The 13,054-nt window shown below is 72.2% G+C and carries 9 protein-coding genes; 4 read left to right on the top strand and 5 right to left on the bottom strand.

Features of this window, described 5'->3' with window-relative positions; all coding sequences use genetic code 11:
• Positions 1-112: 112 nt before the first annotated feature.
• Both CWC38_RS08325 and CWC38_RS08320 read right to left on the bottom strand, forming a co-directional pair.
• Complete coding sequence (locus tag CWC38_RS08325; protein ID WP_121846314.1) at positions 113-3,073, bottom strand: UPF0182 family membrane protein; 2,961 nt, start codon at positions 3,071-3,073, stop codon at positions 113-115.
• A 104-nt stretch (positions 3,074-3,177) separates the two neighbouring features.
• Positions 3,178-4,287 (bottom strand): YlbL family protein, encoded by a 1,110-nt coding sequence (locus CWC38_RS08320; protein WP_240625172.1) that lies wholly within the window; start codon positions 4,285-4,287, stop codon positions 3,178-3,180.
• A gap of 299 nt (positions 4,288-4,586) precedes the next feature.
• Between CWC38_RS08320 and CWC38_RS08315 the strand changes: the two genes are divergently transcribed.
• The gene (locus CWC38_RS08315) at positions 4,587-6,113 is read left to right on the top strand and encodes a zinc-dependent metalloprotease (RefSeq protein WP_121846312.1); all 1,527 of its coding nucleotides are present in this window, start codon (positions 4,587-4,589) and stop codon (positions 6,111-6,113) included.
• 115 nt (positions 6,114-6,228) lie between these two features.
• Here CWC38_RS08315 and CWC38_RS08310 read toward each other — a convergent pair whose 3' ends face one another.
• Positions 6,229-6,825: a M48 metallopeptidase family protein gene (locus tag CWC38_RS08310; protein ID WP_240625171.1), complete on the bottom strand. Its 597-nt coding sequence runs from the start codon at positions 6,823-6,825 to the stop codon at positions 6,229-6,231.
• A 103-nt stretch (positions 6,826-6,928) separates the two neighbouring features.
• On the opposite strand from CWC38_RS08310, the gene CWC38_RS08305 reads away from it, so the two are divergent.
• Positions 6,929-7,786, top strand: a complete 858-nt coding sequence (locus CWC38_RS08305) for a hypothetical protein (protein WP_240625170.1) — start codon at positions 6,929-6,931, stop codon at positions 7,784-7,786.
• A 30-nt stretch (positions 7,787-7,816) separates the two neighbouring features.
• Here the strand turns inward: CWC38_RS08305 and CWC38_RS08300 are convergent, their stop codons facing one another.
• Positions 7,817-8,824, bottom strand: coding sequence for a LacI family DNA-binding transcriptional regulator (locus tag CWC38_RS08300; protein WP_121846310.1), 1,008 nt, complete (start codon positions 8,822-8,824; stop codon positions 7,817-7,819).
• 300 nt (positions 8,825-9,124) lie between these two features.
• Here CWC38_RS08300 and CWC38_RS08295 point away from each other — a divergent pair, with 300 nt between their 5' ends.
• Both CWC38_RS08295 and CWC38_RS08290 read left to right on the top strand, forming a co-directional pair.
• On the top strand, positions 9,125-10,603 hold the full coding sequence (locus CWC38_RS08295) for a flavin-containing monooxygenase (RefSeq protein WP_121846309.1): 1,479 nt from the start codon (positions 9,125-9,127) through the stop codon (positions 10,601-10,603).
• Complete coding sequence (locus CWC38_RS08290) at positions 10,600-11,421, top strand: alpha/beta fold hydrolase (RefSeq protein ID WP_121846308.1); 822 nt, start codon at positions 10,600-10,602, stop codon at positions 11,419-11,421. The genes CWC38_RS08295 and CWC38_RS08290 overlap by 4 nt, the downstream gene beginning before the upstream one ends.
• 264 nt (positions 11,422-11,685) lie before the next feature.
• Here CWC38_RS08290 and CWC38_RS08285 read toward each other — a convergent pair.
• The coding region (locus tag CWC38_RS08285) for an ATP-dependent helicase (protein ID WP_133306241.1) at positions 11,686-13,054 on the bottom strand (1,369 nt) is incomplete at its 5' end.

Genomic DNA, 13,054 nt, shown 5'->3' with positions numbered 1-13,054 from the left:
GCTCCCCCGTCGTCCGTCGCGCACCGGGCCGGGAGCGAGGGTGGGCCACGCACGAGGGCGGCCACCGGATCACTCCGGCGGCCGCCCTCGTGCGTGCGGGCAGAGCCGAGACCTACTTGCTCTGCCCCTCCTGGGCCATGGCGTCCTCCACGGCCCGCTTGAGCCGGTCCTGGGCCTCGCCGTACTTGGTCCAGTCGCCGTCCTTCATGGCCTGGTCCGAGTCCTTCATGGCCTTGTTGGCCGAGTCCAGCGCTTCCTGCAGGGACGCCGAGCGCGAGGGCTGCGAGGCGGACGGCGAGGGGCTGGCCTTGTCACCGTCCTGCTTCTCGCCGCCCCCGCCCTGGGCGGCGTCCGCGGCCTTCTCGCTGATGCCCGCGCCCTTGTCGGTCGTGGCGCCGGACTGGCCGCCGAAGACCTGGTCCAGGGCGCCGTCGAGCGTGGGCGCGTAGCCCACCTTCTCGCCGAAGCCCACGAGCACCTTGCGCAGAGTGGGGTACGCGGCATCGCCGGAGGACTGCACGTAGACCGGCTGCACGTAGAGCATGCCGTCACCGGCCGGCAGCGTCAGCAGGTTGCCGTTGATCACCTCGGAGGCGCCCTGGCGCAGGATGTTCAGCTCGTTGGACACCGCGGTGTTCGAGTTGAAGTTGTTCTGCGCCTGGCCCGGGCCCGGCACCGAGGACGAGCGCGGCAGCTCCAGCAGCCGCAGCTTGCCGTACTCCGGGCTCTTCTCCCCCGCCTTGCCCGTGCCCGCGTCCGCATTCGCGGAGAGGAACCCGTACATCACGTTGCGGGTGTTGCCGGACTCGTTCTGCTGCGGGATGAAGGAGGACGTCAGCGAGAAGTTCGCCTTCTTCTCCCCCGGCATCCGCATGGACAGGTAGTACGGCGGCTGCGGGACGTCCCGGTTCTGCTGGGTGGGGTCGTTCGGGACGGACCAGACGTCGTCGTTCGCGTAGAAGCTGTTGGCGTCCGTGACGTGGTAGCGGTTGAGCAGCTCGCGCTGGACCTTGAACATGTCCTCCGGGTAGCGCACGTGCTTCATGAGGTCCGCGGACATCTGCGAGTACGGCTTCACAGTGCTCGGGAAGACCTTCTGCCACGACTTCAGCACCGGGTCCTGGTCGTCCCACGCGTAGAGCTCGACCGAGCCGTCGTAGGCGTTGACCGTGGCCTTGACCGAGTTGCGGATGTAGTTGACCCGGTCCGCGGGCAGGGCGGCCGTGGCGCCCTGCGCGGTCTGCGTGTCCTTGGTGGCGTCCTGGAGCACGGACGGCGTGGAGTACGGGTAGGACTCCGCCGTGGTGTAGGCGTCCACGATCCAGACCACCTTGTTGTCCACGACCGCCGGGTACGGCTTGCCGTCCACCGTGAGGTACGGAGCCACCTTCTCCACGCGCTCCCGGGGGTTGCGGTCGTAGAGGATCTGGGACTCGGGCCGCACGGCGTCCGAGAGCAGCATGTCCGTGGACTGGAACTTGATCGAGTAGGACAGCTTGTTGAACAGGTTGCCCACGTTCGGCCCGCCGTCGCCGGAGAACGTGGTCTTGGCGTCCGCGGCGTCCCCCTCGTTGGTCTGGGGCCGGTCCAGCTCCAGGGGCGCGTCCCCCTCCGCACCGCCCACCACAGAGTACTCCGGGGACTTCTCGCCGAAGTAGATGCGGGGCTCGTAGTCGTCCGAGATCTGGCCCTTGGAGGGAATGCCGGCCTGCATGAACTCGGGCTTGCCGTCCGCCTGCACACGGGATCCGTACGCGGCCACCACGCCGTAGCCGTGGGTGTAGACCACCGACTTGTTGTACCAGCCCTGGATCTGGTCCGTGTTCAGCTCACGCGGGGCGATCACGGTGTCCTGCGTCTGACCGTCGATGTCGTAGCGGTCCACGTTGAGCATCTCGGGGAACTGGTAGTAGGGCCGGAACTGCTGCAGCTGGGCGAACGCCGAGGACACCACGTTGGGGTCCAGCAGACGGATGTTGGAGGTGGTCTCCGTGTCCTGGCGCAGGGCGCCCTTCTCCGTCTCGGTGGTGGCGTCGTACGGGGTGACCTCGGTCTTGTCCAGACCGTAGGCCTGCCGGGTCATGGTGATGTTGCGCTGGATGTACTCGTTCTCCAGCGCCTGCTCGGTGGGGGTCACCTGGAAGCGCTGGACGGCCCAGGGGTACAGGCCGCCGGCCACCACGGCGACCACCACGAGCATGGCCACGCCGATGACCGGCAGCTTCCAGCGCCCGATGAACCCGGCCACCACGAAGAGCACGGCCACGAGGATCGCCGCCACGGCCAGGATGCCCTTGGTGGGGATCACGGCGTTGACGTCCGTGTACAGGGCACCGGTCCACTTCCCGGAGCCCTTGATCAGCGTGGCGTAGCGGTCCAGCCAGAAGTTCACGGCCTGCAGCGCCAGGAACGCCGCCACGATGGAGCCGAGTTGCACGCGTGCGGAACGGGTGGTGGTGAGCCCGCGCTCGTGGATGCGGATGCCGCCGTAGACGTAGTGCATGAGCAGTCCCGCCACCCCGGCCAGCAGCAGCGCCGTGACCAGGAAGCCGATGACCAGGCGCAGGAACGGCAGTGTGAAGACGTAGAAGCCGAGGTCCAGGTGGAACTGGGGGTCCGTCTGCCCGAACGGCTCCTGGTTGAAGAACAGCAGCACCGTCTTCCACTGGGAGGCCACCGTGGAGGCCGCGAAGAGCCCGAAGATGATCGGAACGGCGGCCATCACCACCTTGCGCACGGGATCCAGGGCCTGCTGGTACTTGGCCATGGTGTCACTCACGGCACCGTCGCGCGGCCGGCTGCGGTGGGCGAGCCACATGCTGAGGAACATCAGTGCCGCGACGATCAGGGCCGACACCACGAACAGTGCGATCACAGAGAGGTTGCGGGTGACGAACACCCGCAGGTATCCCAGCTGCTCGAACCAGAGGACATCCGTGTAGACCTGCGTGAAACCCACGAACAGCGCGATCAGGACCACCACGGCAATCACGGTGGGCAGCAGCGCCCCCCGCTTCGGGCGGCCCTGCGCAGACCTGCTGGATGGACGGGGTGAAGTGGATCCGGCGGTCACTGCATACCTCTGGCTTCGCTGGGCGCGGATGGAGATCTGGGGATGATCACCACCAACCTTAGAGTGTCGGACACCCCGCACCCGTGCAATCCACGCCCGTGGTGTCAGCGGGTGCGGCAGCTGGGCAGGTCCTGCACCGAGCCCGCCGCCGCGTGCTCCACCGCGCCCACGGCCTCGCCGAGGGTTCCCACCTCCACCACGGTGAGCCCGTCCGGGACGTGGCCCACCACCTCGTCGCAGTTGTCCCGGGGGGCCAGGAAGTACTCGGCGCCGGAGTCCGCCGCGCCCACGAGCTTCTGGCGGATCCCGCCGATCGGGCCCACCGTGCCGTCCGCGGTGATCGTCCCGGTGCCCGCGATGTGGCGGTCCCCGGCCAGGGAGCCCGGGGTCAGCTCCTCGACGATCCCGAGGGCGAACATCATCCCGGCGCTCGGCCCGCCCACCTGCTCCAGCTGGAAGTCCACGTCCACGGGGAAGTCGTAGCGCGGCACGAGGTAGACCCCCAGTTGCCAGCTCTTCGTCTCCTGCTCCTGCGTCAGCGCCACGTGCTCCGTGCGTGTGCCGCCGTCACGGCGCACGGTGACGTCCGCTCCGTGGGCGCCGGCGGCGTCGAGCCGGGAGCGCAGCTGCTTCAGGGAGGTGACCCTGGTGCCGTTCACGGAGACCAGCTCGTCCCCGGGCTGCAGGGCGCCCTCAGCGGGACCGCCCGGCACCACGGCGTGGACCGTGAGCGTGGTGGTGTAGGGCTTGTCCAGGTAGCCCATGGCGGCGGCCACGGAGTCCTCCTGGGACGTGGTCATGGCGGCGGCGTTGGAGTCGTCCACCTGCTCGCGCGTGGTGTCCGGCGGGTAGAGGGTGTCCTCGGGGATCACGGCCTGGGCCGGGTCCAGCCAGCCGAGCACCGCGTTGATCGAGTTCACGCGGCCCGAGGGGCCGCCCTTGACGTAGACCGTGGTGAGGTCCAGCTGCCCGTCGCTCGGGTACGTGGGGGCGCCGTCGATCTTCACGAGCTGCTTGTCGTCCACGGTGCCCACCGTGTTGAACGTGGGCCCCGCCGCCTCGATCACGTAGGGCGCCGGCAGCACCACACCGGCCACCATGAGCACCGAGGTGCCCGCGAGCGCGAGCGACGGAAGGGACTGCCGGCGCGCCAGCCGCCGCCACCGGCTCGTCCGGGGCGTGGTCTGGGTCTCGGGGTTCTGCGCGGTGTCCACGATGGCTCAGCGTACCCGCGCCCGCTTCCGGGCCACGGCCGGACGACGCCGCCCTGCCGCCCTCCCGCGGTCGGCGTGCCGGCAGCGCGGGCCGGCCGCGCGGGCCGCGCACCGGCCGGTCGCGGCATGCTCCGGGACCGCCGGAACCCCGTGGCGAACGGCCCCCGCTCGGCAGAAGAGACGCGGGTGGAGCACCTGAGCCATCAGCGAACTGGGGGCCGCGGCCATGGTTCACCCCGGGGTCGGGCCGATAAACTCGGAGGCAGTTCAGCCCACTTTCCTCGATGATTGGCGGTCCCATGCCTGCGAACCCTCCGAACGACGAGAACGGCCAGAACCCCAAGGATCCGTTCCAGGAGATGTTCGAGCGTCTGATGGGTTCCGGGGCCATGAAGCCGGGTGACATGCCCGCCGGCATGCCCACGGACCCGCAGTCCATGTCCATGATCTTCCAGCAGATCCAGTCCATGATGAGCTCCTCGAACTCCGGGGACCCCGTGAACTGGGAGCTCGCGAACCAGCACGCGCGCCAGGTGGCCTCCCAGAAGGGTGACCCCTCCGTCACGGACCGTCAGAAGGGCGCCGTGAGCGACGCCATGAAGCTCGCGGACCTGTGGCTCAAGGACAACACCGCGTTCGACGAGGCCCCGGTGCTGCCCTCCGCGTGGGCCCGTGCCGAGTGGATCGAGGCCACCTGGCAGACCTGGCAGGAGATGTCCGCCCCGGTGGCCGCGTCCGTCACCAAGGCCATGTCCGAGGCCCTCACCCAGCAGCTGCCGCCCGAGCTGTCCCAGGCGATGGGTGGCGCGGACCTCTCCGGGATGCTGTCCGGGGCGGGGTCCATGATGTTCGGCATGCAGCTGGGCCAGGCCGTGGGGGCGCTGTCCTGCGAGGTGCTCTCCTCCACGGACGTGGGCATCCCGCTGGCGCCCAAGCACTGCGCGCTCGTGCCCTCCAACGTCGCGGAGTTCAGCGCGGACCTGGACCTGCCTGCCTCGGACGTGCTGCTCTACCTGGCCATCCGCGAGGCCGCACACATCCGGCTCTTCCACGGGGTGCCGTGGCTGCGCCAGCACGTGCTGGACCTGATCACCGCGTTCGCCTCCGAGATCCACATCGACATGGAACGGATCGAGTCCATTGCACGGGACCTCGACCCCTCGGACCCGTCCGGCATCCAGGACGCGCTCTCCTCGGGCGTGTTCAGTCCCGAGATGACGCCGAGCCAGGAGGCCACCCTCGCCAGGCTCGAGACCGTGCTGGCCCTCGTGGAGGGCTGGGTCAACCGCGTCACGGTGGCCTCCACCGTGAACATCCCGTCCGCACCCGCGCTCACCGAGATGATGGCCCGACGCCGCGCCGAGGGTGGCCCGGCGGAGCGCACTTTCGGATCCCTGGTGGGTCTCGAGCTGCGCCCGCGCCGGCTGCGCGAGGCCGCGTCCTTCTGGGACTACGTGGCCGAGCAGCGTGGGATCACCGAGCGGGACAGTCTGTGGGAGTCCCCCGAGCTGCTGCCCACCAACGAGGACCTGGACGATCCCCAGGGCTTCGAGGAGCGGCGCGGGCTGCTCACCGCGAGCGACGCGGAGATGGACGCCGCCCTCGAGAAGCTGCTGGCCGGCGGGTACGAGGCCGGGAACGAGCCCGGAACGGATGCCTCGGGCGACAACGCCTCCGGGACGGGTCCCGCGAACGGCACCGGCAACGGGGCACAGGATGCGGGCGACGACCCCGCGCGGCCCGGCGACGACGGCGACGCGCAGAACGGGGATGCCCCCCGCTCTCCGGACAGCGGACCCCAGGGCGGTGGCGGCGCCCCCGCCTGACCCCCCGGCCCGCTCGGTTCCCCCGCCTGTCCGACCCCGGTGCTCGCACCGGGGTCGGTTCAAGTCCAGATCCGCGCCCCGCCAGGTAGCGCGAGCCTCCCCTGGTGATTCACCGTCACGCGGCGCCCGGGCCGCCTGCCGGGTGGGCGTCCGCCCAGGCCACGCCGTCCAGGAACCGGGCGGCGTCCCCGGCACGGGGATGGCGCCGCGCGAGCGACCAGAACCGCTCGTTGTGGTGTGCCTCCAGCAGGTGGACCAGCTCGTGCAGCACCACGGTCTCCAGCACCCACTCGGGGGCTTCCGCGAGGCGCCGTGAGATCCGGATGGTGCCCGTCGTCGGGGTGCACGAACCCCACCTCGTGTGCTGCCGGGTGGACCACGTGATGCTCGTGGGGACCGCGCGTCCCTCCAGGTGGGTGCGGGAGAGCCGAGCGGCCATCTCCTCGAGCACCGTGTCCGTGGCGCGCCGGGCGGACGAGGACTCCGCGGCACGGCGCTTGGCCACGACCTTGGGCACCAGGGTGGCGCTCCAGTGCGCGATCTGGGCCCGTGTGGCCCGCTGCGGCACCGCGAGCACCACGGCGTCGCCACTGAAGTGGGCACTCACCGTCTTGGTGCGGCGCGCACTGCGCTGGACGATGATCTCGGGCATTCCGTCCGGGAGCTCCCCGGTGCTGGGGGTCGACGGCGTGCGGTGGCGTCCTCGGGGCATGGGGACAGTCCACCATCCCGCTCGGACACGCAGAACCGCCATCCGTGCTGTGGACATCCCCGGCACCGTGGACCGGACGCGCGAGCACGGGAATCCTGGGGCCATGACATCCCCACCGCGCTTCCCCGATCCGCCGGGCCCGCTCCGGGACCAGCTCGCCCTGGACGAGCTGCACGTGTTCGTGAACGGCCTGGATCCCCTGGCGGCCTGGGTCGCGTGCGCCCTCGTGGGCGCCGGGGTGTGCCTGCTCGACGTCGCGGATCCCCAGCCCGTGTCACGGTCCGACATCGCCCGGGGACCGTACCCCGCCGAGGTGGAGGGGCAGCCGAGGGAACTGGCCCTGAGAGGCGTGCTGCGGCGTCGTTCCCCGCGGTGCGTGCCGCTCACGGCCCCCGAGCTCTTCCCCAGCGCCGCGGTGCCCGGGACCGTGGTGCTCAACGCGTGGTCCGTGGCAGGGGACCTCGTGGCGGACCTCGCGGCACCATCCGCTCCCCCGCTGGACCCCGCGCTGGCCACCCTCACGGTGGCCGCCGACGGGGCGAACGTGCTGCGCTGGCCCGGGACGTCCTGGGAGCACCGCCCCTGTCGGGAGTGCCTTGCGGAGGCGGTGCGGTCGGCACGCAGGACGGCGCGCCACGTCGTCCCGGACACCGTGGGCGCGCCACTGCCCAACGGCGACTCCCCGCTCACCGCCGTCACCCGCAGCTGTGCCGCCGGGGAGATCGCCGCGCTGCTCCTGGCCGCGGGGCTGGGACTGGGACGGGACACCATGACGGCTCACACCACCCCGGAGCGGCGGCCATTCCGAGGCGACGACCACGCACCGGAGATGAACGGGCCGCGCGGAACGGGGCCGTTGCTGCTGGAACCGTGTGGACCGGTTCTCCGGCGGGGGCTGCTCGTCCGCGAGCTGCCGCCCAACCCGCAGTGCCTGTGTTCGCTCGCCTTTGCCGCGCCCTGACCGCGCGCCCAGGGCCCCTCCCGGGCCGGGTCAGACGGAGCCGCGGTCCACGATGCTCGCCCCGCCCGTGGCCGGGGCCTCGGGCAGGGGCCGCTCCGCCACCAGGGCCGTGATGACCTCCACGGTGTACCGGGCGGTGACGTCCGCGTCCAGCGCCACCATCGTGAGCGGCGGGTCCGCGAGGGCGGCCGCGGCGGAGTCGTTGACCCCCACGATGGCCAGGTCCTCGGGCGCCGTCCAGCCGAGACGCCGCATGCCACTCAGCACGGCCAGTGCCGCGGTGGTGTCGTGGGCGCAGACCCCGGAGGCCGCGGGCGAGCGCTCCCGCCAGGCGCGCAGCACCGCCGCTGCGCCCTGCGGATCGGCAGGGACCTGCAGCAGCTCCGGCACCGGCAGTCCCCGCGCCGCGCACTCGCGGCGGAGCATCTCGTGCCGCCACTGGGACACCCCGTGCATGTGGTCGCCCCCGGTCACGGCGTAGGCCAGGTGCCGGTGGCCCGCGCTCGTGAGGCGGTGGACCTGCACCCGGGCGATGTCCTGCTCGCGCGGTCCGGTGATCCACTGCCCCATCGCGTCCGCCCCGGTCCACGAGAGCACCCCGCGCACGCCGTTGCGGCGCATCCGCTCGGCGTCGTCGTCCGCGAGGTCCCACGAGAGCACCGCGGCGGGGGTCACGGAGGACCAGACCCGGGCGGCGGGGCGGCGGCTCCACGCGTGGATCACCATCGACAGGCCCGCCTCCGAGAACAGATCCGAGAGCCGCTCGATGAGCTCGCCGATGTCCTCGGAGAGCGAGCGCGCGGGCGGGAGGTAGACGAGCACCGTGGTGGAGCGGCCGGTGCCCAGGGCCCGGGCCTCCGCCGACGGCGCGTAGGCCAGCGACTGCGCCGCCTCCAGCACGCGGCGTCGGGTCTCCGCGGAGATCGACTGCGCCGGGGTGTCGTTGAGCACGAAGCTCACGGTGGTCCGGGAGACCCCGGCCAGGCGTGCCACGTCCGCGCTCGTGGCGCGGCGCGGAGAGGTGCTGCGTGCCGGCATGGTGGTGGGGTCTCCTCGTCGATCGGTCCCCACATGCTAGCCACCGGGGAGCCGGGGCCGCCCTGTTGCGGGCCGGATGTGAGCTGTTACACTCGAGCTCCATCAAGCTAACACGCGTTAGTACCCGGACCACCGGGGACCGACGCCGGCGGCACGGCCGCGGCGCACCGCCGCGTCCCGCGAGCCGGTCCGCGACGACCACGGGCCCGGCCCCACCGCCTCCGCACGTGGCCGAGGGCCACCACGGCGGGCACCCGCCCACGCGGTGCACGCGAGAACGCCAGGGAGTTGGAGAACGGCATGAGCACGCAGGACGTGGACGTCATCATCATCGGGGCGGGGATCTCCGGCATCGGGGCCGCCCGGGAGCTCGCGGGCACGGGACGCACGGTCCGCATCCTCGAGGCGCGGGAGAGGATCGGCGGCACGTGGGACCTGTTCCAGTACCCCGGCATCCGCTCCGACTCGGACATGGCCACGTTCGGCTACCGCAGCCGTCCGTGGACCGGCGAGCGCAGCCTGGCCACGGGGGACACCATCCTGGAGTACGTGCACGCCGCGGCCGAGGAGGCGGGGGTGACGTCCCGGATCAGCTTCGGGCAGCGTGCCACGCGCGCCGAGTGGTCCTCGCGGACGCACACCTGGACGGTCACCCACGAGGACGTGCACACGGGCGAGGTCTCCACCCTCACGGGCCGCTGGCTGTTCATGGCCACCGGCTACTACCGCTACGACGAGGGCTTCACCCCGAACTGGCCCAGCCTGCCCGAGTTCCAGGGCACCGTGATCCACCCGCAGCACTGGCCCGAGGACCTGGACGTCTCCGGCAAGCGGGTGGTCGTGATCGGCAGCGGCGCCACCGCCGTGACGCTCGTGCCCGCCCTGGCCGAGCGCGGGGCGCACGTGAGCATGCTGCAGCGCTCTCCCTCCTACGTGGCCTCCGTGCCCGGCAAGGACGAGACGGGCATGAAGCTGCGCCGGTGTCTCCCGCCGCGTCTGGCGGGCGGGGCCAACCGCTGGCGCAACATCGTGCGCTCCATGGCCATCTACGAGTTCAGCCGACGCCGCCCGCAGGCCATGCGCGAGCTGCTGCACCGCGGCGCCGTGAAGCACCTGGGCCCCACCTTCCCGGTGGACGAGCACTTCACCCCGGAGTACGACCCGTGGGACCAGCGCCTGTGCGCCGCACCGGACGGCGATTTCTTCCGGGCGGTGCGCGGGGAGCACGCCGAGGTGGTCACGGACACCATCGAGCGCTTCACCACCGACGGCGTCGACCTGGCCTCCGGGAGCCACCTGCCCGCCGACGTGGTGGTCACCGCCACGGGGCTCAACGTCCAGTTCCTCGGGGCCACGGACCTCGTGGTGGACGGTGAGACCGTGGACCCCTCGGAGCACGTGAGCTACCGCGGCATGATGCTGGACGGTGTGCCCAACATGGCGTTCGCCATCGGGTACACGAACTCCTCGTGGACCCTGCGCGTGGACCTGGTCACCGAGTACTTCCACCGCCTGCTGGACCGCATGGACCGGGAGGGTGCCGTGGCCGTGACTCCCCGCTACACCGGGCCCCGCACCGGTCTGCGTCCGCTCATCGACCTCGCGTCCGGCTACATCCAGCGGGGAGCCCACCTGCTGCCCCGCCAGGGCCGTGACGGTGCGTGGAACGTGCGGCAGAACTACCTCCGGGACCGCGTGCTGTTCCGCCCGGGCGCGGAGAAGGACGACCAGCTGGAGTTCACCGTGGCCGCGCCCACCAACGCGGAGGTGTCCGCATGAGCCTGCAGCACTGGGACGGTCTGCAGTACCGCGTGTCCGGCGAGGGTGCCCCCGTGCTGCTCGTGCACGGCATCGGCCGCAGCCTCACCGACTGGGAGCAGCAGCACGAGCTGCTCTCCGACTCCTTCCGTGTCTACAGCGTGGACCTGCCCGGTTTCGGCGGCTCCGAGCGGCCCTCCGGGGCGATGACCCTGCGGAACCTGGCGGCGCGGCTCGCCGAGTTCGTGCGGGCTCAGGGCATGGCGCCCGTGCACGTGGCGGGCAACTCCCTGGGCGGGGCGGTGGCCATGCAGCTCACCGCCGACCACCCGGAGCTGGTGCGCAGCCTGCTGCTCGTGGACTCCGCGGGCCTCGGGCGCGGCGTGAGCACCGCGCTGCGGCTCGCGAGCATCCCCGGTGTGGGCGAGCGCGCCCTGGCGCCCAGCCGGAAGGGGGCACTGCGCTCGGAACGGGCGATGTACCACGACCCCGTGCTGGCCACCCCCGAGCGTGTGGAGCACGGCTACCGGATGGCGCAGCGCCCCGGGGGCTCCGCCGCCATGCTGGAGATCCTGCGCTCCCTCGGCTCCCCGGCGGGCGTGAAGGGCGCTTGGCGCCGGGCTCTGCTGCCGCGGGTGCGGGCCACGGGCGTCCCCGTGGTCGTGGTGTGGGGCGACAAGGACGTGGTGCTGCCCCACCGGCACCTGGCCCGCGCGGGCCGGGCCCTCGGTGCCCGCACCCACACGTTCCCGGACACCGGCCACGGCCCCATGGTCGAGCGCGCCGAGGAGTTCGCACGCGTGGCCCGGGAGTTCTGGACCGAGGTCGACGCCGCGTAGCCGCCACGCCGGGCGGCGTCGCCTCCGGTGCGCGGACGGCTCCTGCCGGGGGCACAGGGGGGATGGGTCGCGACCCGCGCGTTGGGCGGTGGGACGTCCAGCGCGCGGCGGCCGCCGACCAGAACGAGTGGGTGGAGCGGAGACGTACGCGGCGCACGGCCGCAGGGATCGAGGCACGGAGCGGCGTCGTGCCGGGGCGCGCGGCCATCGACCGCGAGGCTCGGTGGCCGGAGCGGCGTCGCGCGCGCAGGGTGCCTCCGGGGATCAGCGGACGGGGCGGCGTCGTGCGGGGGTGCGCGGCGCGGGCGGCAGCACGGCGTCCAGGAAGCGCGAGCGGGCGCGGCTGGGGCGCCCGCCCGGGGTGCGGGACAGGGACCACGAGAACACCAGGTGCTCCCGGGCGCGCGTGATCCCCACGTAGAGCAGCCGGCGCTCCTCGTCCATGGCGTCCGGGGTGTCCGCGAACGAGATGGGCATGAGTCCCTCCGAGAGGCCCACGAGGAACACCGCGTCCCACTCCAACCCCTTGGCGGAGTGCAGGGACGCGAGGGTCACCCCGTCCACGACCGGCGCCTCCTGGGTGGTGGCGCGGCGTTCGAGCTCCTGGGCGAAGCCCGCCAGGGTGAAGGACTCTTCCTGCTCGGCGGCCCGCGCGGCCATGCTGTCCGCGAGCGCCACGAGCGCCCGCAGGGACTCCCACTTGGCGCGGGTGGCGCTGTCGGCGCGCGGGGCGCGCTCGGTGTAGCCCAGGGAGTGCAGCATGTCCCGCACCTGACGGGGCACGTCCGCGCGGTCCGCCCCCACGGTGCGGGCGGCCGATCTGATCTGCACGAGGGCCTGGCGGATCTCGGGACGGTTGAAGAACCGCTCGGTGCCGCGCAGCTGGAAGCCGATGTTCGCGTCCCCGAGGGCGGCCTCGAACGCCTGGGACTGACCGTTGGTGCGGAACAGGACGGCGATCTCGTGCGGGGGCACGCCGTCCTCGATGAGGTCCCGGATGCGCACGGCCACGCCGGCGGCCTCGGCCTCGTCGTCCGGGTACTCGTTCCACGTGGGCTCGGGCCCCGCGGGGCGCTGGGAGACCAGGCGCAGCGGTGTGGCCCACGTGTCCGGGGTGGAGCCCGGCGCGGGACGGCGCGCGGCGAGCAGCCGGTTGGCGGTGTTGACCACCTGCGGGGTGGAGCGGTAGTCGCGGATCAGCTCCACCACCGAGGCACCCGGGTAGCGCGCGGGGAAGTCCAGCAGGTGGCGGGAGGTGGCGCCCGTGAAGGAGTAGATGGTCTGGGAGGCGTCGCCCACCACGCAGAGGTCGTCCCGGGAGCCCAGCCACGCGTCCAGCAGGCGCTGCTGCAGGGGTGAGACGTCCTGGTACTCGTCCACCACGAACTGGCGGTACTGGGCGTGCACGGCCGCGGCGATCCGCTCGTCCTCCTCCAGGATGCCCACGGTGATGAGCAGGACGTCCTCGAAGTCGATGAGGTGCCGGTCCGCCTTGAGGTCCTCGTAGGACTGGTACAGCCGCTGCATGGTGCGGATGTCGTAGCCCGCGGGCATGTCGCGGTTCTCGGCCGCGGGGGCGTAGGTGTCCGGGGTGTGCATGGACACCTTGGCCCACTCGATCTCCGCGGCGACG

The sequence above is a fragment of the Kocuria tytonicola genome (genome assembly GCF_003687455.1).
Lineage (GTDB): Bacteria > Actinomycetota > Actinomycetes > Actinomycetales > Micrococcaceae > Kocuria > Kocuria tytonicola.
Note: the sequence above shows the minus strand (reverse complement) of the source record. Positions and strands in the feature narration are given on the sequence as shown.

Excerpts from the sequence above, each read along its gene's own strand:
- CWC38_RS08315 (WP_121846312.1), top strand. The coding sequence starts at position 4,587 with ATGCCTGCGAACCCTCCGAACGACGAGAACGGCCAGAACCCCAAGGAT.
- CWC38_RS08310 (WP_240625171.1), bottom strand. The coding sequence starts at position 6,825 with ATGCCCCGAGGACGCCACCGCACGCCGTCGACCCCCAGCACCGGGGAG.
- CWC38_RS08305 (WP_240625170.1), top strand. The coding sequence starts at position 6,929 with ATGACATCCCCACCGCGCTTCCCCGATCCGCCGGGCCCGCTCCGGGAC.
- CWC38_RS08300 (WP_121846310.1), bottom strand. The coding sequence starts at position 8,824 with ATGCCGGCACGCAGCACCTCTCCGCGCCGCGCCACGAGCGCGGACGTG.
- CWC38_RS08295 (WP_121846309.1), top strand. The coding sequence starts at position 9,125 with ATGAGCACGCAGGACGTGGACGTCATCATCATCGGGGCGGGGATCTCC.
- CWC38_RS08290 (WP_121846308.1), top strand. The coding sequence starts at position 10,600 with ATGAGCCTGCAGCACTGGGACGGTCTGCAGTACCGCGTGTCCGGCGAG.